The 24,794-nt window shown below is 57.9% G+C and carries 26 protein-coding genes and 2 pseudogenes; 11 read left to right on the top strand and 17 right to left on the bottom strand.

The features are described from left to right. Positions 1 to 41: 41 nt before the first annotated feature. From JBO08_RS18710 to JBO08_RS18695, 4 genes are all read right to left on the bottom strand, one after another. Positions 42 to 1,055, bottom strand: a complete 1,014-nt coding sequence (locus tag JBO08_RS18710; protein ID WP_065890021.1) for a diguanylate cyclase domain-containing protein — start codon at positions 1,053 to 1,055, stop codon at positions 42 to 44. A 137-nt stretch (positions 1,056 to 1,192) separates the two neighbouring features. Continuing rightward, complete coding sequence (locus tag JBO08_RS18705; protein ID WP_065874491.1) at positions 1,193 to 3,085, bottom strand: alkaline phosphatase D family protein; 1,893 nt, start codon at positions 3,083 to 3,085, stop codon at positions 1,193 to 1,195. A gap of 113 nt (positions 3,086 to 3,198) precedes the next feature. Continuing rightward, positions 3,199 to 3,405, bottom strand: coding sequence for a hypothetical protein (locus JBO08_RS18700; RefSeq protein ID WP_065874492.1), 207 nt, complete (start codon positions 3,403 to 3,405; stop codon positions 3,199 to 3,201). Between the two features lie 130 nt (positions 3,406 to 3,535). Continuing rightward, positions 3,536 to 4,324, bottom strand: a complete 789-nt coding sequence (locus JBO08_RS18695; protein WP_065874493.1) for a VacJ family lipoprotein — start codon at positions 4,322 to 4,324, stop codon at positions 3,536 to 3,538. 164 nt (positions 4,325 to 4,488) lie between these two features. Here JBO08_RS18695 and JBO08_RS18690 point away from each other — a divergent pair, with 164 nt between their 5' ends. Then, a complete protein-coding gene (locus JBO08_RS18690; RefSeq protein WP_065874494.1) occupies positions 4,489 to 5,199 on the top strand; it encodes a response regulator in 711 nt (236 codons plus the stop codon). After that, a complete protein-coding gene (locus tag JBO08_RS18685) occupies positions 5,196 to 6,515 on the top strand; it encodes a cell wall metabolism sensor histidine kinase WalK (protein ID WP_065874495.1) in 1,320 nt (439 codons plus the stop codon). Before JBO08_RS18690 ends, JBO08_RS18685 begins: the two co-directional genes overlap by 4 nt. A gap of 61 nt (positions 6,516 to 6,576) precedes the next feature. On the opposite strand, the gene JBO08_RS18680 is transcribed toward JBO08_RS18685, so the two are convergent. The 3 genes from JBO08_RS18680 to JBO08_RS18670 all read right to left on the bottom strand — a co-directional run bounded on the left by JBO08_RS18680 (position 6,577) and on the right by JBO08_RS18670 (position 10,007). Beyond that, positions 6,577 to 8,820 (bottom strand): ATP-binding protein, encoded by a 2,244-nt coding sequence (locus tag JBO08_RS18680; RefSeq protein ID WP_065910277.1) that lies wholly within the window; start codon positions 8,818 to 8,820, stop codon positions 6,577 to 6,579. Beyond that, positions 8,817 to 9,431: a biliverdin-producing heme oxygenase gene (locus JBO08_RS18675; protein WP_065890015.1), complete on the bottom strand. Its 615-nt coding sequence runs from the start codon at positions 9,429 to 9,431 to the stop codon at positions 8,817 to 8,819. Before JBO08_RS18675 ends, JBO08_RS18680 begins: the two co-directional genes overlap by 4 nt. 195 nt (positions 9,432 to 9,626) lie before the next feature. Further along, positions 9,627 to 10,007: a response regulator gene (locus JBO08_RS18670; protein WP_065874498.1), complete on the bottom strand. Its 381-nt coding sequence runs from the start codon at positions 10,005 to 10,007 to the stop codon at positions 9,627 to 9,629. A gap of 175 nt (positions 10,008 to 10,182) precedes the next feature. Here JBO08_RS18670 and JBO08_RS18665 point away from each other — a divergent pair, with 175 nt between their 5' ends. Beyond that, entirely contained in the window at positions 10,183 to 10,566 is a 384-nt protein-coding gene (locus JBO08_RS18665) for a cytochrome c family protein (protein ID WP_065874499.1), read from the top strand. Between the two features lie 79 nt (positions 10,567 to 10,645). After that, positions 10,646 to 11,221, top strand: a complete 576-nt coding sequence (locus JBO08_RS18660; RefSeq protein WP_220074411.1) for a hypothetical protein — start codon at positions 10,646 to 10,648, stop codon at positions 11,219 to 11,221. Here the strand turns inward: JBO08_RS18660 and JBO08_RS18655 are convergent. The 5 genes from JBO08_RS18655 to JBO08_RS18635 all read right to left on the bottom strand — a co-directional run bounded on the left by JBO08_RS18655 (position 11,160) and on the right by JBO08_RS18635 (position 14,342). Beyond that, a complete protein-coding gene (locus JBO08_RS18655; protein ID WP_309304229.1) occupies positions 11,160 to 11,732 on the bottom strand; it encodes a hypothetical protein in 573 nt (190 codons plus the stop codon). The two genes, JBO08_RS18660 and JBO08_RS18655, sit on opposite strands and share 62 nt — an antisense overlap. A gap of 4 nt (positions 11,733 to 11,736) precedes the next feature. Further along, a complete protein-coding gene (locus JBO08_RS18650) occupies positions 11,737 to 12,024 on the bottom strand; it encodes a colicin E3-like toxin immunity protein (RefSeq protein WP_065880740.1) in 288 nt (95 codons plus the stop codon). A 250-nt stretch (positions 12,025 to 12,274) separates the two neighbouring features. Next, a complete protein-coding gene (locus JBO08_RS18645; protein WP_065945785.1) occupies positions 12,275 to 12,898 on the bottom strand; it encodes a DUF3916 domain-containing protein in 624 nt (207 codons plus the stop codon). A 24-nt stretch (positions 12,899 to 12,922) separates the two neighbouring features. Continuing rightward, complete coding sequence (locus tag JBO08_RS18640) at positions 12,923 to 13,180, bottom strand: colicin E3-like toxin immunity protein (RefSeq protein WP_065880742.1); 258 nt, start codon at positions 13,178 to 13,180, stop codon at positions 12,923 to 12,925. A 7-nt stretch (positions 13,181 to 13,187) separates the two neighbouring features. Beyond that, the gene (locus JBO08_RS18635; RefSeq protein ID WP_220074410.1) at positions 13,188 to 14,342 is read right to left on the bottom strand and encodes an S-type pyocin domain-containing protein; all 1,155 of its coding nucleotides are present in this window, start codon (positions 14,340 to 14,342) and stop codon (positions 13,188 to 13,190) included. A gap of 194 nt (positions 14,343 to 14,536) precedes the next feature. Between JBO08_RS18635 and JBO08_RS18630 the strand changes: the two genes are divergently transcribed. Both JBO08_RS18630 and JBO08_RS18625 read left to right on the top strand, forming a co-directional pair. Next, the gene (locus tag JBO08_RS18630) at positions 14,537 to 15,007 is read left to right on the top strand and encodes a helix-turn-helix domain-containing protein (protein ID WP_065890007.1); all 471 of its coding nucleotides are present in this window, start codon (positions 14,537 to 14,539) and stop codon (positions 15,005 to 15,007) included. Next, positions 15,004 to 15,559 (top strand): annotated as a pseudogene (locus JBO08_RS18625) (PIN domain-containing protein). The gene JBO08_RS18630 and the pseudogene JBO08_RS18625 overlap by 4 nt, the downstream one beginning before the upstream one ends. 121 nt (positions 15,560 to 15,680) lie before the next feature. Here the strand turns inward: JBO08_RS18625 and JBO08_RS18620 are convergent. Then, positions 15,681 to 16,052, bottom strand: coding sequence for a PH domain-containing protein (locus JBO08_RS18620; protein ID WP_220074409.1), 372 nt, complete (start codon positions 16,050 to 16,052; stop codon positions 15,681 to 15,683). A 142-nt stretch (positions 16,053 to 16,194) separates the two neighbouring features. Between JBO08_RS18620 and JBO08_RS18615 the strand changes: the two genes are divergently transcribed. Next, on the top strand, positions 16,195 to 16,830 hold the full coding sequence (locus JBO08_RS18615; RefSeq protein ID WP_220074408.1) for a LysE family translocator: 636 nt from the start codon (positions 16,195 to 16,197) through the stop codon (positions 16,828 to 16,830). Positions 16,831 to 16,836: 6 nt separating this feature from the next. On the opposite strand, the gene JBO08_RS18610 is transcribed toward JBO08_RS18615, so the two are convergent. Then, positions 16,837 to 17,166, bottom strand: coding sequence for a hypothetical protein (locus JBO08_RS18610; RefSeq protein ID WP_065910283.1), 330 nt, complete (start codon positions 17,164 to 17,166; stop codon positions 16,837 to 16,839). A 168-nt stretch (positions 17,167 to 17,334) separates the two neighbouring features. On the opposite strand from JBO08_RS18610, the gene JBO08_RS18605 reads away from it, so the two are divergent. The 4 genes from JBO08_RS18605 to JBO08_RS18590 all read left to right on the top strand — a co-directional run bounded on the left by JBO08_RS18605 (position 17,335) and on the right by JBO08_RS18590 (position 22,386). Continuing rightward, a complete protein-coding gene (locus tag JBO08_RS18605; protein ID WP_065874510.1) occupies positions 17,335 to 17,871 on the top strand; it encodes a sigma-70 family RNA polymerase sigma factor in 537 nt (178 codons plus the stop codon). Further along, positions 17,868 to 18,833 carry a FecR domain-containing protein gene (locus tag JBO08_RS18600; RefSeq protein WP_220074407.1) on the top strand — a complete coding sequence of 322 codons (966 nt, stop codon included), beginning with the start codon at positions 17,868 to 17,870 and terminating at the stop codon, positions 18,831 to 18,833. The genes JBO08_RS18605 and JBO08_RS18600 overlap by 4 nt, the downstream gene beginning before the upstream one ends. Positions 18,834 to 18,926: 93 nt before the next feature. Then, positions 18,927 to 21,335: a TonB-dependent siderophore receptor gene (locus JBO08_RS18595; protein ID WP_065880746.1), complete on the top strand. Its 2,409-nt coding sequence runs from the start codon at positions 18,927 to 18,929 to the stop codon at positions 21,333 to 21,335. Positions 21,336 to 21,489: 154 nt separating this feature from the next. Continuing rightward, on the top strand, positions 21,490 to 22,386 hold the full coding sequence (locus JBO08_RS18590; RefSeq protein ID WP_220074406.1) for a hypothetical protein: 897 nt from the start codon (positions 21,490 to 21,492) through the stop codon (positions 22,384 to 22,386). 292 nt (positions 22,387 to 22,678) lie between these two features. On the opposite strand, the gene JBO08_RS18585 is transcribed toward JBO08_RS18590, so the two are convergent. The 3 genes and pseudogenes from JBO08_RS18585 to JBO08_RS18575 form a co-directional block, all read right to left on the bottom strand. Next, positions 22,679 to 23,059, bottom strand: a complete 381-nt coding sequence (locus tag JBO08_RS18585; RefSeq protein ID WP_065874513.1) for a cupin domain-containing protein — start codon at positions 23,057 to 23,059, stop codon at positions 22,679 to 22,681. A 142-nt stretch (positions 23,060 to 23,201) separates the two neighbouring features. Continuing rightward, positions 23,202 to 23,593 (bottom strand): annotated as a pseudogene (locus JBO08_RS18580) (alpha/beta fold hydrolase); the annotation flags it as partial. 190 nt (positions 23,594 to 23,783) lie between these two features. Beyond that, positions 23,784 to 24,299: a hypothetical protein gene (locus JBO08_RS18575; RefSeq protein ID WP_065874514.1), complete on the bottom strand. Its 516-nt coding sequence runs from the start codon at positions 24,297 to 24,299 to the stop codon at positions 23,784 to 23,786. Positions 24,300 to 24,794: the final 495 nt, after the last annotated feature.

The following is a 24,794-nucleotide window of genomic DNA, read 5'->3' as shown; positions in this document are numbered from 1 at the left end:
GCTGCAGGCGCTGGCAAGCCCGCGCCTGCAGTGAACATTGCTCATTCGGACACGCCGTCCTTCCCCGCCGCCTTGGCGCGATACAACGCCTGATCAGCGCGCGCCATCAGGGCCGCGGGGTATTCATCCGTTAGACGCACAGCAACACCCAGGCTCAGGGTTACCTTGAAGTCGTCCCTTTGCGGGCGATTCCTGAACGTCTGGCGGATGTGTTCTGCCAGCGCCTTTGCGATGTCCAGCGAGGTTTTGGGCAGGACCAGCACAAACTCATCGCCGCCCCATCGAGCCAGCAGGTCATTAGGGCGGATACAACTTTCCAGGCATTCCACCACCCGCACCAAGGTCTGGTCGCCCACACCATGACCGTAGCGGTCATTGATCAGCTTGAAGTTATCGATGTCTATGGCAATCAATGCCAGCGGCAGGCGAAAGCGCTGGGCACGGTCGCATTCTTCGAGCAGCACTTTCTCCAGGCGATAGCGATTGGCGACCAGGGTCAGCGCATCCCTTTCGGCCAGGGAGCGATTTTCATCCAGTTGCAGCTGCAGCTGCTGATTGACCCGCGACAGCTCGCGCGTGCGTTCGGCCACCAGTGCCTCAAGCGATTGATTGCGCTTTTCCAGCTGTTCGACGGAGCATTTGCGCAGATGAATATCGCGATGGGCGCCCACCATTCGCGCCACCGAGCCGTCGGCGTTACGTGCAATCACGTAGCCGCGGTCTTCGATCCACAGGTAACTGCCCTCTTTTTTGCGGCAGCGATATTCGGCTTGGTAATGGGGGGCGCGACGGTGGATGTAGTCGTCGAACAGCTTCATCACCTGGGGGTAGTCGTCCGGGTGAATCACGTTCTCCCAGGTGAACACAGTGTTCTCTAGTGCATGGCGGTGATAGCCAAGCATTTCGTACCAGCCTGGATTGCGGTAGACGAAACCTGTGTTGGCATTCCAATCCCAGATCCCGTCACTGACCAGCTCCAGAATGGTGTGCAGCATGTCGGCGTTGAAGTGAGAGAAATCTTGCTCTAACGGATTAGTGTCGGAGGTATCGTTCATCTGCGCATTCCTTGCGTGGGCAGGCATTCAACGCCTACCACTGTTGTCGCCGATACTCCGTGGCTGGAGCCACTGTACAACGGGGCCTGGATGCTTTGAATAGGGCAGATGTACGGCGAAAGATTGATGGCAAATAGCTATTGCTTCGGCGCCACCATCCTAGTCGGCACCTTCCCATCCGCGTTGTGCTGATAAATCGCTTCAGGCTGCCCTTGTTCGTTAAAAAATACCTGGCCAATCCCCGCCGAATTCCATAACCGCTCGCCGGCTTCGGCGTGCTCCGGAATATGGGGCACCACCTGCATGGTGCGGCGGCGGGTGAACCAGTTGAGCGGCGAGCGCGGCGAGTAGAGCCAGCGATTAAGGCGGTCGAACCACTCCAGCAGGCGGGGTGGGAATTCGTTCTTGATACCGCTGCTGGTGATTTGCCAGATCCTGGGGCCGGCGTTGCGATGGCGGATCAGCACTTCGTAGACGAACGAGTAGTGCACGTCACCGGAGAGGATCACGTAGTTACCCGGCGTGCGGGAATGACGGAAGATATTGAGGATCACTTGGGCGGCTCCGCGATGGGCCATCCAGTTTTCAGCATCCACCAGCAGGGGGTGGCCGCACCAACTGAACACCTTCTGCACTGTCTCGATCAGCTTGACGCCGAAGATTGGCGCGGGCGAGACGATGATGGCCGAGGGGTGATCCAGCAGTTCCTGTTGCAGTTCGCTCAAGGCCTCCCAGTCCAGCAGGCCGGAAGGTTGTTTGAGGGTGAACTCGCTGCGCCAACGGCGAGTGCGAGTGTCGAGCACCACCAGGGCGGGGGTGGTGGGCAGTACGTAATGCCAGCGCTGGAATTTCAGCAACGTTTCGAGCAGTTCATCCTGCGCGCCCGCGTCCAAATGATTGGCTTTGGGCTGAGCCGTGAGGGCTTGGGTTTGGCTGACCAGTTCGCCAAATGCATCCGGTTGGTTGCCCCAGCCCTGGCACAGCAAATAGGCAAGCAGGGCGTTGCCGATGATGCGCTTGGAGAAAGGATGGCCGTAGGCAGTCTCCTCCCATTGGGCGCTAAGGTTCCAGTCGTCGGTGATGTCGTGATCGTCAAAGATCATCAAGGTCGACAGGTGGGCGAATACCCGTGCGACGCCCGGTAGGCCGTCGCGAAATTTATTGATCTGTACCTGTTCGCGCGCGTAGCGCTGGTGTCTTTCTACGTTCAGCTGCGGAGGTTGAGGCGCAATCAACGTCCAGGGCGTGGGCGACCATACCAGCAAGTACATGGCGATGACTTCAGCGAATGTCACCAGGTGATTGTCGGCGGTGCTGCTGGTGAAGATGGGCTTTTTTACACCCCCAAAGAAGCGTTCGCGCAGGGTTTCGTTGCTGTCCAGTGCGGGCAGCAAGTCGGCGCGATGGTAGTAGCTGGCGCTGTGCCCGTAGAGGCTGGCGCTGTCATCGACCACGGCGCCCTCCAGGTATTCATCGAACAGGCCCAGGCGTGCGATCAATGAATGTATCGCCCGCAGCATCGGCCCGGCCACATCATCGGCGTAGACCTGATCGCCGCTCATCATCAGCAGGGCTGGGCGATCGGTTGGGGTGTGGGTGTCTGCCAACAGGCGGTCGACACACAGCAAACCCTCGTCGGCACTGTGATGGGGTTTGCGGCATGAGCCGTGCACCAACTGGTGGATACGGCTGTGCAATACGAAACTCGGAAGTTGGGCGTTGGCGTACAGCAGGTGCGGTGCCCAGTCGGCAATGCCGGTGTTATCGAACAACAGGTCGTAGCTGATCGCCACGTCCAGGGGCAGTGCGTCGTCCAGTGACACGTCGATCAAATGGATAAACGCCTGGCGCCCTACGGCCACAACCTGGCACGGGTCCAGGGTGATCTCCAGTGTCTGAGTTGGCAGATGCAATTTCAGCGTCAATTCAAGTGCGCGGCTTCCCACCAGCCACAACACCAGGCGCCGGGGTTCGAGGCGCCGCAGCAGTGGGCCGGCCAGTACGGCGGGCAGTGTGTCGGGGTGCGGCATGCAGTCAAGGATTCCGGGCAGGGTTGAACCGGCAAGATTAACCCAGTGAATGTCATTGTTTTGTTAAGGGCGAAGGTACGAAGGGCCGTGCACTGCCCTCCGTATAAGGCAGATTAAAGCAGGTGGCCTTGACCCAGGCTGTCTAGCCCGCCGCCGTTTTTGCGTCGACGGTCATTGGCCGCCGTACTTCCAGGGTCAGCGGCATGCAGTTGCGTTTGAGTGTCGTCAATGCTGCGCTTCCTGCGCTGGGGCTCTGCATCATCCTTCTGCAGCGGTGGGTAGTGAAAGTGGCCCAGTGAGTGGTTGATAGCGTTAAGCATGGATGTTTCCTTCTAGTGGGTAGAGGATTACTCCGCTTGTGAAAGCGAAGTCAGGCCAAACTTATAGAGGGCGAAGCGGGGCTGCTATAAACGCGCTGCTGCAAGATATGACTGCCGTGGGTAACGCACTTCAGAAGTCATCAGAGGCGCTGTTCGCGCAACTGTTTAGCCCGGGAGACGTCGCGCCTTCCTTGCCCTCCCGCACAAAAGCCGCGCGATTTTCCGCCACCACATTACGCAACGCGCTGTAGTAATCCGGCAGTTTTTGCAGGCTATCGGTGAGCGGCAACAGTGACGCACGGGTATCGATCGTGCCGCCGACGAGGCTGATGGTACCCAGCGTCTGCACTGTGTCGCTGTCCCCCAGTGGCGAAACCAGGAAGCTCAAGACTTTGCCTGCCGCATCCCGGCTGTTACTGGTACCCAGCAATGGCAGCTCGACGATGGGCCCGTTGCCCACACCCCACACGCCGAATGTCTGGCCGAAATCGGCTGTGTGGCGCGGGATGCCCAGGCGGTCCGACACATCGAACAGCCCTACCACGCCCACCGTGGTGTTCACTGCGAAACGCCCCAGGGTATTGACTGAACGCCGTGGGTTGCCTTGCAGCAGGTCGTTGATAAACACCTTTGGCTCGCTGAAGTTGCTCGCGAAGTTATGCACACCCTGTTGGAAAAAATTCGGCAGGTAACGGTAACCGCGAGCCACAGGTGCTAGGGCGTAGTTATCCACAGCACGGTTGAACGCGAACACGCCGCGGTTGACCGGTTCGGCTGGGTCATACACCGGGTAATTCACCTGTGCGCAACGGGTGGTAGGCGTTACGGGTGCCGGGCTGGCGCAGCCCGTCAGGTAAGTCACGGTCAGCAACAGCACGGCCTGGCGGGCCAGTTGCCGGGAATAGGTCAGCGAACGCATGGGCACAGTCTCCGCAAAAAGGAGGCCGATGCTGGCATTCGAGCCTTGCGCAAAGATGTCGGGTTTATTGCGCCTTTGACGCTTTATTGCACGATTGAAATATATGACGGACCGCGCCGAATGGTTTTAGATGGCACCTTGACCCAGCCCAGTGAAGCCTGCCGGTGAGCAACCTGTTAATCGTCGACGATGACCTTGAAGTCCTCGCCCTGCTGAAGAAGTTTTTCCTGCAACACGGCTACGCGGTCGAGACCGTGGCCAGTGGCACCGAATTGTGGGCGGCGATGAAGCGCGGGCCCGCCGACCTGATCATCCTCGACCTGATGCTCCCCGGCGACAACGGCTTGCTGCTGTGCCAGCGCCTACGCCAGCAATACGCCACGCCGGTGATCATGCTCACCGCCATGGGCGAACTCAGCGACCGCGTGGTGGGCCTGGAAATGGGTGCCGATGACTACCTGAGCAAACCCTTCGACGCCCGCGAGTTGCTGGCACGGGTGCGCGCGGTTTTGCGCCGGGCGGGTGAAAGCCGACCCGCGATGGGGCAGGTCGCGCGCCCGCTGATCTGTTTTGCCGGCTGGCAACTGGACGTCACGCGTCGCGAACTGCGCTCGCCTGACCACGTGATGATCCCGCTGTCTTCCGGAGAGTTCGACCTGCTGTTGGTGTTTGCCGAACACCCGCAACGGGTGCTCACCCGCGAGCAGTTATTGAACCTGGCGCGCGGGCACAGCCATGATGCGTTCGACCGCAGCATCGACGTGCAAGTGAGTCGACTGCGCCGCAAGCTGGAATTCGATACCAAGCGCCCGGCGATGATCCGCACGGTGCGTAACGGCGGCTACCAGTTCACCGCCAGTGTGACCCGCTCATGAGCCGCCGCCCACGCGACACCGTGGCCCGCTGGATCGCCCTGACCATCCTGATCGCAATGTTTACCGCGCTGGCGTTCAACGCGTTGTTCGTGCAATTGGCGGGCGTGTGGGCCAGGCCACCGCTGACCGAAACCGGGTTGCTGGAGAAGATCGCGGTGGTGGTGCGCGCAGTCGAGGCGTCCGATCCGGCGCAGCGACCGCGTCTTGCTCAGGTGATGGGCGATGGTTCTTTCAGCGTGATGTGGGCAGCGCAGCGTGCAGCGTTTGATTTGCCGGTGCTCGACGACCCGGATTTTCAATCGGGCGAACAGGCACTCAAGCATCTGCTTGAGGGGCCGACCCGGCCGATGGAGGCTTATCAACCGTCCGACTGGCCGGACGGCGATGGGCACTATGTGCTGTTGATGCAGCTGGCGGATAAGTCCTGGCTGATGTTCAGCGCGGGTACTCGCAGTTGGGGACTGGACGACGGCGCGCGCAGTCTGATTGTGGTGTTGCTCGTGTTGATCTCCACTGCGCTGGTCACCCTGGTCGCGACCCGCCGCCTGGCCCGTCCTCTACAACACTTCGCCCAGGGCGCGCGACGCTTTGGTGCGGACTTTCGCGCGCCGCCCATTGAGCCAGTGGGGCCCCACGAAATACGCCAGGCAATCCTCGCTTTCAACAGCATGCAGGCGCAGTTGCGGCACTTTATCCAGGACCGTACCCAAATGCTCGCCGCCATCTCCCACGACCTGCGCGCGCCGTTGACCCGGTTGCGTCTGCGCGGTGAGTTCATTGAGGACGCTGACCAGCAGCAAAAGTTGTTTCGCGACGTGGATGAAATGCAGGCCATGATCAACACCGCCCTGGAATTCTTCCGCGACGACGCCCGCCTGGAACAAGCCACCCAACTGGACCTGGCGGAATTGCTGCAAACCCTGATCGATGACTACCGCGACCAGGCCATCGACCTGACCTTTCGCGGCCCGCCGCGCCTGGTGTATTTCGGACGCCCGCTGGGCCTCAAGCGAGTGATGACCAACCTGATGGACAACGCGATCCACTACGGCGTGGCGCCGGAAATTGAGTTGCAGCAGAAGAATGATGAGGTGGTGATTCGCGTATCGGATCGCGGGCCGGGCATTCCCGTGGAGCATCGGGAGCAGGTGTTTCTGCCGTTCTATCGCCTTGAAGGGTCACGCAACAAAAGCACGGGAGGCGTCGGGCTGGGGCTTTCTACCGCACGGGCAATTGTGCTGGAGCACGGTGGCACCCTGACCCTGGCCGAGCGCCAGGGTGGTGGGTTGGAGGCAGTAGTGGTGCTGCCGGTGTGAGATTTACCAGGCAGTGCAAAACAAATGTGGGAGCGGCGGTGCTCCCACATTTTTAACCGTGTCAGGTACGCAAGTCTTCAATCACCTTCGGCAACGTAAACCGGAATTCACTGCCCCGACCCAGCTCGCTCTCAGCGACGATCTTGCCGCCATGGGCCTGCACGATACCTTGCGTGATGTAGAGCCCCAGGCCGCTTCCGGTCGGGTTGTTATCCGCCTGGGTCCAGTAGCGATCGAACACGTGAGGCAAGTGCTCGGGTGCAATGCCTTCACCGGAATCGCGCACCGAGAAGACGATGTCTTCGTCGGTGCTCATGGCGCTGACACCGATATTGCCCTGGCGCGGAGTAAACTTGATGGCGTTGCCGATCAGGTTCGACAGCACCTGAAACAGACGCTCGGGGTCGCCGTTGATCTGCAGGCCGGGCTCGGCGTTGAACGTCAGGTCGATACCTTTTTCCATCGCCAGCGGTGCGAGCAAGGCGTAGGCCTCTTCGAACATCTGGCTCACGTCGAGTACCACTGGCTTTACCACGTAGCGTCCGGCCTCGATTTTCGAGGTGTCGAGCAAATCTTCCAGCAGCACGTTCATGCGCCCGGCGGCTTGTTGCATGGTGTCGATGGCCGAGGAAATCCGCCGTGAGGTGTGTGGGCCTTCGGAGCTGAAGGTCTTCTGCATCATGCCGCACAGCATGGAAATCACCGTCATCGGGTTGCGCAGGTCGTGGGACACCACTGCCACCAGGTCATCGCGGGCGCGCACGGCTTGTTGTTCGCGCAGTACCTGGCGGGCCAGGTCGTTTTCCAGGGCCGAGCGACGCAGGTCGTTGGCGGCGAACAGGTCGCCATGGCTCCACTTGGTGGAGATGCCTGCCATCTCGACTTTCCAGATTTCAAACGAGGTGCGTGGGCGAAGGCGTAGGCCCGCGTCGGAATTTTCCAGGTTCAGTGGCTTTTTCGGGTCGCCGCTCCAGTGGATGTTCTCTTTGACTTCCGGGCGAAACCACAGCACACCGTTGTCCACTGGCTTCGGCAGGCTCATGGCCAGGACACCGCTGGCCACCTGCTGGAAATCCGTTGCCGGCGGGTACACCGATGCCAGGTTGTGGCTGGAAAAGACAGTCTCTTCGCTCCCTTGCAACCACGCGTGCAACGCACGGATCTGCGTGGGCTCCGGGCAGTTGCCGTAGCAGTGCAGTTGCTTGTCTTCGATGATCGCCACGCCACCGGACACGGTCAGGTCCATCAGCAACTGCGGTTGCTGGGCCAGGCCGTCGAACACGCTTACGTGCGACGCTTTCATCGCTTGATCCAGCCGCGTCAGGGTCTCGACTTTCTCTTCACGCTGACGGGTCAGGTCCAAGGCCTCCATGGCGCTGATCTGCAACGACAACACCTGGCCGATAGTCTGGCAAGCGGTGCGCAGGTCATTCGGCACCAGCAGCGGTTCGCGGTTGCCGCAACTGATCAGACCCCAAAGCTTGTCGCCTTTCATCAGCGAGATGCTCATGGACGACAGCACGCCCATGTTCTGCATGTACTGGCAGTGAATTGGCGACACGCTGCGCAGGGTGGCGAAACTCAGGTCCAAGGGCTGGTCGGAGTCAGGGCGCAGCTTGGGCAACAGCGGCACCGGCTCGTAGGCGGCGTTCGGGATGATACGCAGCCAATTGGTGCGATACAGCTCACGGGCCTGCTCCGGGATGTCGGACGCCGGGAAGAACAACCCGTTGAAAAGCTCCATGGACGGCGCCGACGCTTCGGCGATCACCTGGCCGTGGCCTTCATCTTCGAAGCGGTAGATCAATACACGGTCGTAACCGGTCATGGCCTGGATTTCGGTCACGCTGATTTCGTACAGCGCTTGCAGCGTTTTCGCCGACTGCAAACGCTGCAGCATTTTGCCCAGGTCACTGGTGCGACCATTCAGCACCCGCGGGCGAAAGTCCTTGAGCCGTGGTTCGAACTCCAGCACCAGCACATGCTGATGGCGGTGCAGCAGGCCTTCGAACTCCGCGCCGTTGAGCGTGACGTGCAGCGGTGCCGCGTCGAAAAACGTATTGTTTTCGGCCATGGCGCCGACGGCATTGGCGTGCTCGGTGCCTATCAGCGTGTGCAGCGGCTGGCCCAATAACGCCTCGGGTGCGCGCCCGAACAACGTGCCGACGTTGGCGCTGACCTGGATGATATTCAGCCCCGGCTCCGATAACGTCAGCAGCACACCGTGGGGTTGGATCGCCCCCGGAAAGCGGATGGGCTCGTCGGCACAGTTGGCAAGCAGCTCTTCAAAATCTTCGGTTTTCATAGCAGTACCTTCTGGCTGTCGAGCCATTGCTCAAAGCAGCTGAATGTCGAACAGGCAGCGTCTACTGCGTGTTGCTTCGCCGGTGTGTCCAATGTCTGATGGCCCAGGTACTCAAGAAAATCTTTCCAGCGTCGACCGGTTTCGATGCCGTATACATTGAGAAATGCGCCGCCATTGTCCGCGTCCAAGTCCAGACGCTTGGCCATTTCCCGACGCAGTACCTGGCCTCCCAGCGTCGCGCCTTCCAGTACATACAGGGCGCCGAGACAGGCAGCGGGCTGGGCAAGAATCGGGAGCTCGCAGCAGCGAGGCAGGGCATCGATGGCGCGCTTATCCAGGCCGAGAGCGTGAAGATCGCTAACAAGCGTGGGCGTTTTCACACGCAGTGCTGTGTCAAAGCCTTCGGGGATCAGATCACTGTCATACAGCGCCGCTTCCATTGGCTTATAAAAGCCGTAATACGCTTGGAGCAAGCGACGGTACCCCTTGGCATCCAAGTACTCGGAAAAAAACGGCAGGCGCTTTTCCAGCGCGACATGCAGCAGTGCTGTGCCTGTGCGCAGCGCTTCCAATAAAGAGGGCGCACCAACGTCATGGGCCTGTGACTGCATTCAGTAAGCTCGAACTGTAGGCCTTTCGGCGATGAGTGACGTGCGCAAATGGACGACGATTCTACACACCTCAAGGTCATCAGCCGCACGTAATGGGCGAAAATGCTGACAAACAAATCCGAAAAGTCGCTGCTTGCTCATTCAGAGACCATAGCGCACGCCGTGAAGTTCGGCTGAGATGATGTCGCGACGCTATCAATGCATGGACAGCCCCTGCTGGGACAGCGCCGCTTGCACACAGTCGATCAGGTGCTCAGTGCTCCAGGGTTTGGGCAAGAAACGCACCGACCCACCTAGTTGTGCTGCAATCCTGGTGTTTCCGGACGTCAGCACCACCGGCACCGTTGGCCACCGATGCGCGACCACTCGGCTCAAGTCATAACCGTTAAGCAAACCTGGCATCTGCACATCGCTGACGATCAGGTGCACCGGATCAGCCTCGCGCTCCAGGTAAATCATTCCCTCATCCGCCGAAGGAAATGACGTCACTACCGCCCCACAATCTTCCAGTACATCCACCATCAACGCCCGAATGATTTCGTCGTCTTCCAATACTAATATCGATGGCTGAGCCATTTTCGTTACTCCACCATCAGGGTTCATAAGGTGGAGTGGGTCAGGAATGTAAGAGTTTCGATGCGAAGTTTTTTTGCCGATGGATGGTCATGTTGCCGCACGGTTTGGTGTATTGGGCTGGCTAGCAGGCATAATTGCACCACCGTTGCTGCCAGCACTCGATGTGGAGCCCCCCATGAAATACACCGCCTCACTGGCGCTGATTCTCGCCGCTGGTATGTCCAGCCCCCTGACCTATGCGGCGGGCGACGCCGAAGCGGGCGGCAAACTCTTCACCAAGACCTGCGGCGGCTGCCACAGTGTCGGCGAGGGCGCACGCGGTGGTTTCGGCCCTGAACTCAACGGCATCATCGGCCGACCTGCGGGGATTACCCCTGACTATCAGTATTCCGATGCGATGAAAAACTCCGGTGTGGTCTGGACCCGGGACAAACTCGCCGCCTACATCGAGGCGCCGAAGAAGGTGGTGAGTGGTACGCGGATGATCTTCTGGGGGATCAGTGACCAGGAGAAGATTGAAAACATCCTCGCGTATCTTGAGACGTTTCAGCCCAAGTGACGGCGTTGTCGGAGCGGAACATTTTGTTTAAATGCAGGTCCGTTCCTCACACCTATTTCACCGATAAGGACATCTCCCTGTGAAACGGATTGCACTGCTCTCCCTCATCACCCTGGCCCTTTGCGCCTGCCAATCCAACCAACGTGACTCATCGCCCAGCTTGTTTAAAGACGGCATTCAACTGCGCCAGAAAACCGTAGCTGTGGATGCGGAACACGCGAAAGTCATCATGAAGGCTTACGGTGGCACCAACCCCGTCCAGTTCGCCATCCGCCGCGAAGGTGACCCCGATCAACGCCTGGAAACCCTCGGTACCGTCGTGGACAACGGTGAAGGCCGGGTTTTCAACTGGATCGTCAAAGTCAACCAGACCGCGTCCAGTGCGGTGTTTAAACGCTTTCCGCAGTTGGAGATCCAGGCGGACCCCGGCAAGAAACTAACTGTATTCGGCAGGGCAGGAAGCGTGGGCAATGGGGCTTATTACAGCTGCGTGCCGCCGGAGAGCACGTTCATCCCGGAGAAGGCGAAGGTGTATCTGGTGGAGTTCCAGTTCACGCCTAGTCGTTCGGCGTGTGCGCAGCAGGTGTTTGATATTACGGATCCGGCGAATCGGGTGTTGATTGAGGGGGAGGGGAGTGAGGTGACGGCGAGTTAAAAGGGGTTGATTGAACGGTGGGCGTTGTCCACCGTTTGCGTGGTAGCGGTTGGGCGAAAACCACTCCGTTGAAGGTGTGGGTGCAGCAGTCGCAAAAGGGTTTCATCTGTTCGGGCGTCAGCTGTGCGTTGACCTTTTGCAGCAGGCCGGCTTCGTCGACCCATAAGCCGCTGTAGTAGCTATTTTCATCCGCTCTCACGTAATCCTGCTTGTCGCATTCATGCAGCGCAACCATCCAAAACACCGGTTCTGGACGATCCAGGCGGGCGTTGGCTTCGCTGAAAACCTGATCCCAACGGTGGCCGACTTTGGAGAGAAGAAACCGGAAGAGCGGGGTGTAATCAAAGCCATGCCGTTGATGGCTATGCATCGAACCGCGGTTTGATTGTTTGTCTTTTTCGCCCTTGGTGTGACGCTCATACTGATAGGCGCGACAACTGCCGTGGCGCACGCCGTGGGTTCGGGTGTTGACTGAGCGGTAGAGGAGGGGCTTTTGCAGTGTAGGTCTCATTGCATCAAGACTCCTTTTTGGGTTGCTTTGGAGGCGGTGGCCAGGCGCCTTGGTAGCGGAAGGAAATTTGGTAGTCGAGGTAGTCGGGTTCAATCATGTGCTGGAAATACGGCTGAATAATCGTTATCCAGTTAGGCAGCATGTTGAATACATCGGCATATATCGCGGTCTCCTCGCCTAAACCCAATGCTTCAGAAACACTGTCTGGATCTGCGATATCCGCTGAATACTCATCCGCCTTCAAGTCATTGCTGTGCTTTTGGTACCACCGCAATCTGATTTTCATCAGCATTATGGAAACCTCTCTCAATCGGTAATTGCGACGGTTTTGGTGAAGACGTAACGGGGAGGCGTGGCGCTCTGTGGTGTCTTATTACAGCTGTGTGCTGGTGATGAGCACGGTTTGCTCCGTAGAAGGCAAAGGTGTCTGGGGGAGTTCATGTTCAAACTCGATTCCTCGGCATATGTGCGGCAGGTGTCTGATATTACTGATCCGGTGAATCGGGTGTTGATTGGGGGTAGGGGCGCGAGGCGAAAGAAGGTTAAGCGGACAGACCGAACAAATGCGTATGCTGCGCTTGGAAGGACCGGAAGGTTTGATACTTCCAGCGCTCTCCGCCAGTGGCCTCATCGGCCGTGCTGACTTCGCCGAAGTACCAATGCTCTGACTCGAAGACGTTTCCTTTTTCGTCCTCATGGACAAAATGAAAGCCAACCTCGTGAAGCCCCGGCGGAACTGTCAGTCCCCATTTGCTGGCAAGGCTTCGGCCGGTAATGCGGGTTTGGCGGAAGTACTCATAGTCGAAGGGTTGGGTGTGTCCGAGATAGCGGGCTTTGTCGGTATAGATACAAACACGGCTTGAGAACATGTCCGGGACCATAATGCAGGCGACAATCCAGCATTCGGGGTCATCGTCTGATCGCGCTTCAACCAGATGGCCTGCTACTTTGATCAACTGTTGAGCGCAATGCGCCAGAATTCCCGGTGTGGTTTGATAACCTTCAACAAGATTTTCGATAACGGGGATTCTTACGTTTACGTAGTCGGGTTGCGACGGTAACTTTTCGTAAAAGCAGCCTTCGAAGCTATCTGCCCAGCGGGTCAGGGCTCTGAGATGCCTGGGGATGTTGCGGATTTTTTTGTTTGTCAGTGACAGTTTGCGCATGAAGCTGAACTCTTTAAGTTTGTCTTATTCGTTTGCATCTTCGTAATCAAACGCGATGAAGTAATCGTTTTCTGAAAGAGTAATTTCATGAGAGAAATGTGCCTGTATGAGTGGTAGCCACTCCCTCCGCAGTTCAAACATGCCATTATTGACGTCTTCATCTGCCGACAGCCCAAGCTTAGAAATCACGGAGTAGTCATCTCCTAAGTCTGCTGAGTTCTCCGTTCCGCTCAGCCGTTCTGTGGTTCTGTCGAACCATTCCAATCTCACTTTTAGTCCCATGTAGCCCTCATAGGTATTTTCTGATATTTCGTTTTTTCTTCGGTCCTTTTAGCTGCTCGCCGGTTACGTGGCTGAACGCACCTAGATGACTCCCATCACTTGCTAGATAAACTTCCAACTCCCCATGTTGAGAGTCCCATTCATAGATTCTCCGGCCTTTTTCCTCAATCCAACGCTCTCTCAACCCGGTACCACCCTGTCTGGGAGTCATGGGTTTTGCTTTTATCAGGTTTTCAAAGCCAGTTATTTGTTCAGTATTAGGCGGCTTGTGGTACTTGTGATCACCTGCCTTAACACTCACCACCACATACAGCGGCCGAACCCCCGACTCCACCGGGAACACCAGAATAAAATCCCGATACTCCGGCGGATAAATCGGGTTCACCAGAATCTGCGCGGCCTTCTCCGTCGGCGGGTAAATCCAGATCACCGGCGCTTGCGGTGCAGCCTCCAAGGCTGGAATACCTAACGTTTCACTAGGATCAATAGCGGGCGTCCAGATCAGCTCCACCCCTTCACCCAAATCCGCCACAAACTGATCGGCACGGCGTTGGAACTGCACCACATCAATCATCTGCCAGTCGGGATTGTTACCCGTGTAAAACCCATACCCCTTGAGCGTGCCGTCTTCCCGTTGCTCGACATGCAACCGCATCTGCGAGCGCGCCCGTTGCATTGAACGCAATTGCTCTTCGCTGTAGAGCGCGCTATCACCCAGCTCCGATGGCCAAGCCAGCGCCACCAAACCCGTCAACAAGCCACCGGCTACTGAGCCGACGGCGGTGGCTGCTGACTCGAATACCGCCGAACGCAACGCCAACTGCCCTAAGCCAACGGGCAGTGCGCTGCCGCTGATCTTGCGCAAGGCAACCACGCCCTTACCGTCCACTTCGCGGCCACCCAACAGGCTTAAATGGCCGTACTCCTTGATCAGCTCCAACGGGACGTACCCGGCGGGATTGAAGTAATGGGTGATGCCGTCAGGCAGTTGGCAGGGCTTGATAAAAACGCAGCCGGGAGGTTTGGCTAGCGTAGGTGCTGGGGCGGGGGATGGCTCGAAATAATCAACAGACGGCGAATACGGCACACGCGACGGCTGGGGAGTCAGGACCCGTCGTTTGAGTAACTCTTCTTCAGTGGGGGGATAAAAGCGTTCTGACATGACCGGCTCACTTCCTTGTGCGAGGGAGTGAGCCTACGAGGGGTAATCAGAAGCCGATGTCGGCTTAATTCGGTGGTCGGTGTGGGAAAAGTAGACTGGTGCGTGAGTCAGTAGATCTGTTTCGAATATTGCGATTTTCGTTTGTTTCGTTTAGCGTTGGTCTCAACTGAATTGCGTAACGCCGGAGTTGCATCATGATCACCAACCACCTCCCCAAAACGATTCTTCCACTGGAAAAAGAAGTCGAAGCCGCCGTGCAAGGCCAGCGCGAATTGGCGTCGCTGCTGTCGACCAAATTTGAAACCCAGCGCATCGACATCTTCGACAAGGAAGACAAACCCCACACGCTCGTACTTCCAACCTCAGCGTTGCGCCTGCTGGTCGATATCCTGGGCGAGTTGGCTATCGGCAATGCCGTCAAGGTAGTGCCGGTGCATGCCGAATTGACCTCGCAGGAGGCTGCCGACCTGCTTAACGTTTCACGCCCGCATCTGGTCAAGATGCTGGAGGAGGGCGCTATTCCTTTTACAAAAACGGGTCGGCATCGGCGAATTCGGTTTTCGGATTTGATGGCGTTCAAGCAGCGGCGAGATCAGGAAAGTCAGGACGCAATGGAGGAACTGGTGCGGCAGACTCGGGAGTTGGGATTGGGGTATGACGAATGAGGTGTTCGCCTTTCACGGCCGTATACGACGCTTGTGTTCTTTACCCGGCAGCACTGCGGGATTTGCTGATGTGGCTTGGTTTATCTGGCCTGTACCGAGCGCGGTGGACCCGTCAGATACATGAGGAGTGGAAACGTAATGTGCTTAAGAACCGACCAGACCTCACTCCGGATCGGGTGAATAATATCTCTGCGTTGATGGACAAGGCCATACCGGACGCGTTGGTAATCAAGCTTGGACTTACCTGATCCGGATGATCGTCATGTGCTGGCTGCAGCCATTCGGAGTAAGGCTGAAGTCATCGTGACCTTTAATTTGAAGGACTTCCCCGCACATGTGTTGGCAGGTTATGACATAGAACCGATGCATCCGGATGACTTTATATCGGACCTTTGGCATTTGGATCAGGCAGCGGTATTAGCTGCGGCGCAGAAACAGAGGCGGGCGTTGGCGCGTCCTTCGATGGATGGGGAAGGTTATCTTGAGATGCTGATGCGGCAAGGGTTGGTGCAGACCAGTAAGGTGCTTGGGCCTTATGAGATCATGCTGTAGGTTTCATACGGGTAGGTGCTATCGGGGGCAAGTCGAATCGTCGTACCGCCCCCTCCGATATTTTAATCCGGAAACATCTGTTGAATTGTTTAAGCAGCGAAAAGGCCTTGGGACGCCAAGGTCAGCTCAGCAGATGCTTGGAGATCAGCCTGGAGATCTCGACTATGGAAGTTTTCCCCGTGAACTCAAACTTCACCTTCCCCAGCGACGAAAAGTAAATCTCCAACTCCGAATCCAGATCAAATGTCCCGGACGTCTCCACCGAATACGCCACGATGTTCTTGTACGGCAGCGACGTGAAGTCCTTCTTACTGCCAGTAATCCCCTGCACATTCACCGCGATAATCCGCTTGGTGGTAAACACCACGCCATCGCGCATGGCCTTGTACGCGTCGACTACTTCTTCGCCGTCCAGCAACAGGGCGGTGACGTGTTCGGCGTATTCGTTGTTTTGCTTGAGCTTGAAGAAACCTTTGTTGTTGAAGTCGATCATGTGCCTGCCTCTTGGGTGTATGCCGTTTTGCTCGCGGATCTGTATCTAACGCACGCATTTTGAACGCCCTACCATAGCGTCCAACCCTACAACGTTGACCAAATGTTTCGCGTCGACGGAACAACCCTCCAGGAGCCAAACCATGCCTGAAGTGTCCAGCTGGCTAGCCTATGCACTGATCTCCCTCGGCATGGTACTGACGCCCGGCCCGAACATGATTTACCTCATTTCCCGCTCGATCTGCCAGGGCCGCACCGCCGGGTATATTTCCCTGGCCGGCGTGGCGTTGGGTTTTCTGGTTTACATGCTGTGCGCGGCGTTGGGGATCACGGCCTTGGTCATGGCGGTGCCGTTTGCGTACGATGCCCTGCGTTTCGGCGGTGCGTTGTACCTGGCCTACATGGCTTGGCAGGCGATCAGGCCGGGTGGGCGCTCACCGTTCCAAGTGCGGGAGTTGCCCATGGACAGCCCGCGCAAGCTGTTCACGATGGGCCTGGTGACCAACCTGCTGAACCCCAAAGTTGCGGTGATGTACTTGTCGTTGCTGCCCCAGTTCATCGACCCGAATGGCCACGGCAGTGTGCTGGCGCAATCGCTGGTGCTGGGCTTTACGCAGATTTTTATCAGCGTGAGCGTCAACGCGGTGATCGCTACTCTGGCGGGTTCCATCGCGGTGTTTTTCGTCACCCGGCCGGGCTGGCAGGTAGTGCAGCGCTGGTTGATGGGGTCGGTGTTGATGGGGTTGGCGGTGCGTATGGCGGTGGAAGGGCGGCGGTAGGTTCGCCTACTGGATGTCTTTGAGGTAATCCCTGAGGTTGGTTAGCGGTGCACGCAGTTCATCGAGCTGATCTGCGTTTTGCACGTCAGCTGCCAGCCTCTGCAGTTCGCGGCCCATTACCGTGTCGGCCCCGCCCAATGCACTCAGTGCTTGATCAACACATTCCGCTATTTTGGATTGAATAACCGCCAAATTCTCCTGCCGCACCAACAACCCAAACACCTCCCGCTCATACCCATCCATCACCAGATCATCGCGCAAAAGCGGGCTGCCGCCGTCCGTCTCGTGCACCAGTTTCAGTGCGAAGAGCGCAACCGCTTCCAGCGTCAATTCCATGGTCTCGGTTCCTGGGGCTTTGGGGGGACGGCGATGATCCCTGTTCTATGGCTGAAAAAAAAGACCCGGGGCTGTATGCCGTCTGTTGCGGTGCGGTCGCTTTTGCTCGTTGTGGTGGCCACTTTTTCTCATTACCATTGGGAACAATTCTTATTCGTAGGGCTTTGTATGCCCCCGCTTCCCGAGTCCGTCGCCGCACCTTTCAGCGTTGGCAGCCTGTATTCGGCCCATCACGGCTGGATTCAACGCTGGCTGGCCAGAAAACTCGGCAATGTCAGTGATGCCGCCGAGCTGGCTCACGATGTCTTTGTCAGGCTGTTGAGCCATCCGCGCGAATTTGGCAGCGAGGGGCACGCGCGTGCGTACCTCAGCACCTTGTCACGCAATGTGTGCGTGGATTTTTTCCGACGCAAGCAGGTGGAGCAAGCCTGGCTTGAGGTGTTGGCGAGCCGACCTGAGGAATGCGCGCCGTCGGAAGAACACCGCGCGTTGGTGTTGGAGGCTCTGGTGCATTTGCAGGCGATGCTCGATCGCTTGCCGGCCAAGGTGTCCGAGGCGTTCTGCCTGGCCCAGATCGAGGGCTTGAGCTATCGCGAAATCGCGGCGCGCATTGGCGTGAGTGAGCGCACCGTCACCAAATACATCGGCCAGGCCATGTTCCAGTGCATGGTGCTGGAGGCCGAGTTGGACGGTGCCTTGTCATGAACACCCAGCCCGGCGGCCTCGACCATGCCACCCTGCAACAAGCCGCTGACTGGTTCGCCCGCCTGAGTGCCGAGCCCAACGCCTTGCCACTGCATGAGGCCTGGCGCCAATGGCATGGACACAGTGAAACCAATCGCCTGGCCTGGAGCTATGTCGCACGCGTAGGGCAACGATTTGCGCCGTTGCAGGAAGATGTCGCGGGGGCCAATAAGACGCTGGAGAATTTGCGCCATTCCCAGCGTTCGCGGCGTCAGGTGTTGCGTGGGTTGTCGGTGGTCATGGGTGGCGCGTTGCTGGGGTGGGGCAGTTGGCAGCAGCGTTGGTTACCGGGGGCCTGGAATACGGATTTCCATACGAGCACCACAGTGCTGGGCGAGCAGCTTTTAGCCGACGGTACGCGCATCTGGCTCAACAGCGGCACGGCGTTGGATGTGAACTTCAACGCCGGCCAGCGCGAGTTGAAGCTCTACAGCGGCGAAATCCTGATCAACACCGGCAAGGACAGCCGGCCTTTTGTTGTCGATACGCCCCACGGCCGCTTGCGTCCGCTGGGTACACGATTCAGCGTGCGTGAACAGGACGGCCGCACCTTGCTCAATGTCTTTGAAGGCAGCGTGGAGGCGACCTGCGTTGATACCCATCAAACCCGCATCGTGCCGGCCGGGCAGGGCGTTACCTTCGACCGACAGCGTCTGGCCGCAACGCAACGCGCGCAGCCGGGGCGTGAGGCTTGGGCAAAGGGCGTGTTGATGGCGAACGATATGCGTCTGGAGGACTTTATCGGTGAACTGGCCAGTTATCGCCATGGCCATCTGGGAATCGATCCACAGGTCGCCAATCTCCGGGTGATGGGCACCTACCCGCTGCAAGACACCGATCAGGTCCTGGCCATGCTTGAGCAGGTACTGCCCGTGCGCATCGAGCATCGATTTGCCTGGTGGACCACGGTGGTTCCGCGCTGACGGTTTTTTTTGCATTCAGGCTTCCGGTTTTGATTTTTCATTCGAATTAGAGAAGGACAACGGCTTGATGCCTCCTTCGACCGGAACTGTTTTATGTCCTCATTCCTGCGTAACTCACCACAACCTTTAACGCTGGCTATCGCTTTCGCCTTGGCGATTCCCGCCTACCTGAGCATGGCGCCACAGGCGGTAGCCGCTGAACAGTCGAGCGTCCAGACCTACGATCTGCCCGCCGGCGCCCTGGCCGATCAACTCAACCAGCTCGCCGCGCAGGCCGGTATCTACCTGGCCGGTAATGCTGCGCTGACCGCCGGCAAGTCTGGCCCGGCGCTGCGTGGCAGCTACACGGTTGAGCAGGCACTCCAAACGTTATTGGCGGGCAGTGAACTGACGGTGGTGCAGACCGGCGAAGGGCGCTATCAACTACAGCCTGGCGCAGGCGGCGCCTTGCAACTGGGCGCGGTGTCGATTTCCGGCATGGCGCCGGGCTCCACCACCGAAGGTACCGGGCTGTACACCACCTACTCGTCCAGCAGTTCGACGCGGCTGAACCTGACCCAGAAAGAAACCCCGCAATCGCTCACCGTCATCACCCGCCAGCGCCTCGACGACCAGAAGCTCACCAACCTCACCGAAGTGCTGGAAGCCACGCCGGGCATCACCGTACTGCGCGTCGGTGTGGGTGCAGAGAACGATACGTACTGGTCCCGTGGATTCCAGATCAACAACTTCGAAATCGACGGCGTACCCACCTCGGCGCGCCTGGACAACACCACGCAAAACACCGCAATGTACGACCGCGTTGAAGTGGTGCGCGGCGCCACCGGCCTGATCAGCGGCTCGGGCACGCCCTCGGCGACCATCAACCTGATCCGCAAGCGTCCTACCGCCGAGGCCCAAGCCAGCATCACCGGCGAGGCCGGCAGTTGGGATCGCTACGGCACCGGTTTTGATGTGTCCGGGCCGCTGAACGACAGCGGCAATATCCGCGGGCGCCTGGTGGTGGACTACAAGAAACAGAACTCCTGGGTCGACCGCGTCAACACCGACTCCCAACTGGTCTACGGCATTTCCGAGTTCGACCTCAGCGAAGCGACCATGCTCACGGTGGGTTTCAGCTACATCAACAACCAGGTCAACGACCCGCTGCGTACTGGTTTCCAGATGTTCTACAGCAACGGCAACCGCACCCACTTCAGCCGCTCTGCCAACAGCGCACCGGACTGGGCCTACAACGACCGCAAGCAGACCAATGTCTTCACCTCCATCGAGCATCAGTTCGATAACGGCTGGAGCGGCAAGGTGGAAGTCAGCCATACCCAGAATGAGTTCGATGAGCTGATCAACTACATGAACGGTGATATCGACCAAGCCACCGGGCAGGGCGCCTACCTGTATCCCAACCGCTGGTCCGGCACGCCACGGCAGAACAACCTCGACGCCTACCTCACCGGGCCGTTCAACCTGTTCGGGCGCGAGCATGAGTTGATCGCCGGCGTCACGATGTCGCGCTACGAGGAAAACACCCCAAGCCACGGCGGCTGGTTTGGCCCCTGGACCGGCTATAACGGCACCGTGCCGAACATCTTCAATTGGAACGGCAGCGGCGCCAACCGCCCGGACACCACACCCGTGGGCAAAACCCACATCGAAGAAAACCAGTACGCGGCCTACCTGACCTCACGCTTCCACGTTACCGACAACACCGCCGTCATCCTCGGCGGTCGCGTCACCGACTGGAAGCGCAACAACCAAGTCACGGTATACGCCGATCCGACCCAGAACACCGAAAGCAAGGAAACCCGTAACGGTGTGTTCCTGCCCTATGCCGGCATCGTCTACGACCTGAGCAACACGTGGTCGGTATATGCCAGCTACACCAAGATTTTCAATCCGCAGGCCTACGGCATCCACGACGAAAACAACAAAGCCCTGGAGCCGCAGGAAGGCACCGGTTACGAAGTGGGGCTCAAGGGGAGCTTCAACGACGACAAACTCAACGCCAGCCTGGCACTCTTCAAGATCGACCAGGACAACCTCGCGGTCTACGTGCGCAGCCCGGACATCTACCGCCTGGAGCAAGGAACGACCACCCAAGGCGTCGAGCTGGAACTCAACGGCGAACTGAGCGAAGGCTGGCAAGCGTCGGCGGGTTACGCCTACAGCGTAAGTACCAACCAGGATGACGAACGCATCGTCACCACCAGCCCGCGGCATAGCCTCAAGACGTTCACCACATATCGCCTGCCGGGCGTGTTCGACAAAGTGACCGTGGGCGGCGGGGTCAACTGGCAAAGCAAGACAGGGCAGGATCTGCATACGTTTGAGCAAGGCAGTTATGCGCTGACCAACCTGATGGCGCGGTATGAAATCAGTAAAAACCTCAGTGCGACGTTGAACGTCAACAACGTGTTTGATCGCAGTTATTACGCCTACGCCGATAGCTGGAGCGTCTACGGTGCGCCGCGTAACTTCATGACGAGCTTCAAATACACGTTTTGAGGATTAAGTTGCGGCGACCAAGGAACGATATTAATTAGCCATGTTCCTACGCGCAGTGCCAGGCTTCCCGGTCACACAGATGACCGGGTACAAGGCTCATTTGGCGCTGCGTTGACAGCCCGCACTTTACCCACTGACAAGGACGCAAACACCCATGCAACCATCTCCCACTCATGCCCCAGCCACCACGGGCGAACTGATCGCGACGTTCCGCCAAGGCAAAGCTTTCCTGATTTTCAGCCTGATATTGGCCGCTGCGCTTTTGGGCCTCGCCGTATTCGTCTTCTACCTGAGCACGATTGTGCCGATGGGCAATGACGGCCCGGTTAGCCTTCACACGTCCCGAGGCATAACCCTGAATTTCGCCAGCCAACACAGCGTGTTTTATTTCACCAGCGGTTTGTTGGCCGTTGTGGGGCTGTGCATAGTAGGTATCTACGTTTGGCAAAAAAAACTGCGCAACACCCACTACGAAGTGTATGAACACGGCCTCGTGCGCATCACCAAAGAGCAGCGCGACTACACGCCGTTTACTGAAATTGAAGACCTGTACCTGTTCAGCTCCGGGCAAACCGTATTGACCGGACTGATCACAAACCTGGCCTATCGCCGCAATGCTGCAGAGCCGTTTCATCGGGTGATCGAAACCCTCAAAGGCTTTCAGAAGTTTCAGGAACTGGTCCGTGACCTACACGTGCGCGCGCGCCTGCCGGCCGTGGCAGAAGCGCTGGAGGCGGGCCGTTCGGTCACCTTCAATTGCATCAACTCCAAGCAGGTCTGGGGCAAGCGAGTGACCGGCAACTTCCTGAAAATCACCACGTCGCCCATTGTGGTGAACCGGGATTTCCTCGAGTACCAGGGCAACACAGTGCCGATGTCGTCGCTGCGCACGGTAGACCTCAACGCCTGGACCGAAAACGTAGTGATCAAGGACGAGAACGGCAAGCCCGTCTTGTCGACCATCGCCACCGGCATTCTGAGCCATGACCTCTTCCTCAATACGCTTGATGTCGTGTTGGCGGTAGAAGAGCAAACACGCGAGCCAGCTTGAGCCTACGCCGGCGATCCCAGTTATCTGCGCGCTGATTGCCGTACTGAAATAAACCTACCGACCGCTCGGCAAGGGCGGTCGGGTCTCGACCTGTTCGAGGCTTACACGGTAGGTGGTGCAAGTGTCGCTGTCTTCCAGGTAGAGGTTGCTCTGGTAATCCGACCGAGACGGCGCCCTTGACTGTGATGTGCAGGCCGTTGGCGACGCGGCGGCATGATCGGGTTCTTCCTTGAAGGATGGCGCTAGATCATAACGGTTTGAAAGGACTGGCGACCTCAAGGAATGCCAACCCTCAGACCCACTGATCATTCACGGCGGTACGGTCCCCGCCTTCATGCCCGGTGTTCAAGATGCCCCGTGGCTCGATCATCATCAACTTGGCTTCGCCTTCGGCGGCGGTTCGGTGCTCTATGCCGCGAGGGACTACGTAGAGTTCACCTGGCGCTACATAGACCGTGCCGTTTGGGAGGTCGATACGTAGCGTGCCCTCCAGCACCAGGAAGGCCTCGTCGGTTTCGGGGTGGGAGTGCCAGATGAATTCGCCTTCGATGCGTACTACCTTGAATTGGTAGTCGTTCATCTCGGCGACGACGCGTGGGCTCCAGTGTTGGTCGATGAGGGAGGCTTTTTGGGTGAGGTTTATGGGATTTGTTGGAGGCTGTGGCTGGACCATGACGGGGACTCGGGTGGGTGAGGGTGGTCAAGGTTAGCGAAGGAGGGGGAAGGAGAGCTTGTACGATCCTGCAAGTTGGTGAGGGGCGGGGGACGATCACTTGTAAGGATGTGCTTGTCCGCTCTGGGCCAAAAGCTATCGCTCAGGGGGGCAGATACTTGATGACAGCACCGGCAAACAATCTGGCTGATCAAGCATGATGAAGTGAAAACTGCCGTCAATGCGCCTGAAGCTGATGTTTGGGGTTGAGGCATAGGCGTTACGGAACATTGCATCAACTTGGGACGCCTCTATGCAGTAATGCGAGTCGTAGGCATAAACGACCTCGACAGGCACCTTGATGCGTCCAAGCTCAGGCCGCAAATCGGTAACCATCAGTTCATACATGGCATCGGCCATAGTCTTTCGGTCCGAGTTTATCCCCGCTGCCACCAGGCCTGGTCTGGCCGCTTCGGTTTTGGCAAGACGGGCGATGGAGGCATGCTGCATAGCTTCCACCTGCTCAGGCGTAGCCGCTAACATTGCATCCTGCACGCATGGCGCTTCCCTTTTCGTGCAATGCGAAGTGGTATTTCCGATGTCGAAATCGCCAATTGCACCGATGGGTAAGCCGCTTAACGGGGTCATAGCCATTCCTTTGACCGAAAAATTATTGCCACTATACGGCGTACAAAAGCGTGTCCGATCCTCTCTATTAGCGTGCATCGAGTATCAACGAGCGAGTTCAAATAGTGCGTTTGCTTTCATGGACATCTCGAAGTGCAAGCCACGCCAAGTAGAAGACACCCGTGCGTCCGCAGAACAAGCCGACGGTAAATCCTGATGCGGCACCAGCAAGGACGAGCATTTCCACAGTGGCCGAGAATTCTGGATGTACAGCAGCTTGATAACCGATGAAGTATTTCACGGCAAAAAAGAGAAGCGAGATACCAAGAACTTTCCATGTCCCAGGCACGATCAGATGCTTGCCCTCCTCGTCCAAAGCCAGTCCGCGTCGAGGAAATAGTGCAAATGCGACTAAGCCACCTAAAAGCATTCCCGTGAACCAACTGCCAACGGTCAACTCAACGCGGTCCGCATAGCTAAGAGAAAGGAGTGACCAGATCACCAAAACAACCGGTGTGATGACCAGCGACCGCTGACTTTCACGACTGGTTTTCCTGGCACTCAAACCGTAGTAGCAGACCAAGAGAAATGCGCCGTAAACCCAGAGTGGCGTGCCTTCCAGAGCATCGAGCATTGTTCAACTTCCTTGCCAACGTTTGTAGCCGGATGCTGGCACAGCCTCGTAAATGTTGCCAATTATTTGAAACAAGACGAGCGCCCTCAAGAGGCTGCATCGGAATGTCGACGGGCTGATCCGTATGCCTATCTCAAAGATGTGCTGACAACGGGCCAATGAGATCTGCCAACTGCTACCGCATCAGTGGGTGCCGGCCTGAATTACGCAAGGTGAGTTGGCGTGCGCTTACGGAACACCCCTTTCTTATCGTGTCGGGTCATACGCGTTGACTATCGCACCCCACTGCATTTCATGGTCTTCGACCGCAACATTTCATTCGCAACCAGACACCGCGATACGAATGTCCCATAAGCACTTACACCAATGTTGTATGCCAACCCATGATGCGTCTTCTTGGTTATCAGGGCGCTTAGTGGCGCCCGAAAACACGAGGCCCTTCTTTAAAAAACGACTCGGCTCCAGGTTTGTTGAGAAATCGAATGACTCCCAATT

Origin of the sequence: Pseudomonas sp. LAP_36, from assembly GCF_019456785.1 — a bacterium.
Lineage (GTDB): Bacteria > Pseudomonadota > Gammaproteobacteria > Pseudomonadales > Pseudomonadaceae > Aquipseudomonas > Aquipseudomonas tritici.
This window is presented reverse-complemented; position numbering and strand designations above follow the sequence as displayed.

Bases quoted from the DNA above. Each gene is read 5' to 3' on its own strand.
- JBO08_RS18710 (WP_065890021.1), bottom strand. From the start codon at position 1,055: ATGAACGATACCTCCGACACTAATCCGTTAGAGCAAGATTTCTCTCAC.
- JBO08_RS18705 (WP_065874491.1), bottom strand. From the start codon at position 3,085: ATGCCGCACCCCGACACACTGCCCGCCGTACTGGCCGGCCCACTGCTG.
- JBO08_RS18700 (WP_065874492.1), bottom strand. From the start codon at position 3,405: ATGCTTAACGCTATCAACCACTCACTGGGCCACTTTCACTACCCACCG.
- JBO08_RS18695 (WP_065874493.1), bottom strand. From the start codon at position 4,324: ATGCGTTCGCTGACCTATTCCCGGCAACTGGCCCGCCAGGCCGTGCTG.
- JBO08_RS18685 (WP_065874495.1), top strand. From the start codon at position 5,196: ATGAGCCGCCGCCCACGCGACACCGTGGCCCGCTGGATCGCCCTGACC.
- JBO08_RS18680 (WP_065910277.1), bottom strand. From the start codon at position 8,820: ATGAAAACCGAAGATTTTGAAGAGCTGCTTGCCAACTGTGCCGACGAG.
- JBO08_RS18675 (WP_065890015.1), bottom strand. From the start codon at position 9,431: ATGCAGTCACAGGCCCATGACGTTGGTGCGCCCTCTTTATTGGAAGCG.
- JBO08_RS18670 (WP_065874498.1), bottom strand. From the start codon at position 10,007: ATGGCTCAGCCATCGATATTAGTATTGGAAGACGACGAAATCATTCGG.
- JBO08_RS18665 (WP_065874499.1), top strand. From the start codon at position 10,183: ATGAAATACACCGCCTCACTGGCGCTGATTCTCGCCGCTGGTATGTCC.
- JBO08_RS18655 (WP_309304229.1), bottom strand. From the start codon at position 11,732: ATGAGACCTACACTGCAAAAGCCCCTCCTCTACCGCTCAGTCAACACC.
- JBO08_RS18650 (WP_065880740.1), bottom strand. From the start codon at position 12,024: ATGCTGATGAAAATCAGATTGCGGTGGTACCAAAAGCACAGCAATGAC.
- JBO08_RS18645 (WP_065945785.1), bottom strand. From the start codon at position 12,898: ATGCGCAAACTGTCACTGACAAACAAAAAAATCCGCAACATCCCCAGG.
- JBO08_RS18640 (WP_065880742.1), bottom strand. From the start codon at position 13,180: ATGGGACTAAAAGTGAGATTGGAATGGTTCGACAGAACCACAGAACGG.
- JBO08_RS18635 (WP_220074410.1), bottom strand. From the start codon at position 14,342: ATGTCAGAACGCTTTTATCCCCCCACTGAAGAAGAGTTACTCAAACGA.
- JBO08_RS18630 (WP_065890007.1), top strand. From the start codon at position 14,537: ATGATCACCAACCACCTCCCCAAAACGATTCTTCCACTGGAAAAAGAA.
- JBO08_RS18620 (WP_220074409.1), bottom strand. From the start codon at position 16,052: ATGATCGACTTCAACAACAAAGGTTTCTTCAAGCTCAAGCAAAACAAC.
- JBO08_RS18615 (WP_220074408.1), top strand. From the start codon at position 16,195: ATGCCTGAAGTGTCCAGCTGGCTAGCCTATGCACTGATCTCCCTCGGC.
- JBO08_RS18610 (WP_065910283.1), bottom strand. From the start codon at position 17,166: ATGGAATTGACGCTGGAAGCGGTTGCGCTCTTCGCACTGAAACTGGTG.
- JBO08_RS18605 (WP_065874510.1), top strand. From the start codon at position 17,335: ATGCCCCCGCTTCCCGAGTCCGTCGCCGCACCTTTCAGCGTTGGCAGC.
- JBO08_RS18600 (WP_220074407.1), top strand. From the start codon at position 17,868: ATGAACACCCAGCCCGGCGGCCTCGACCATGCCACCCTGCAACAAGCC.
- JBO08_RS18595 (WP_065880746.1), top strand. From the start codon at position 18,927: ATGTCCTCATTCCTGCGTAACTCACCACAACCTTTAACGCTGGCTATC.
- JBO08_RS18590 (WP_220074406.1), top strand. From the start codon at position 21,490: ATGCAACCATCTCCCACTCATGCCCCAGCCACCACGGGCGAACTGATC.
- JBO08_RS18585 (WP_065874513.1), bottom strand. From the start codon at position 23,059: ATGGTCCAGCCACAGCCTCCAACAAATCCCATAAACCTCACCCAAAAA.
- JBO08_RS18575 (WP_065874514.1), bottom strand. From the start codon at position 24,299: ATGCTCGATGCTCTGGAAGGCACGCCACTCTGGGTTTACGGCGCATTT.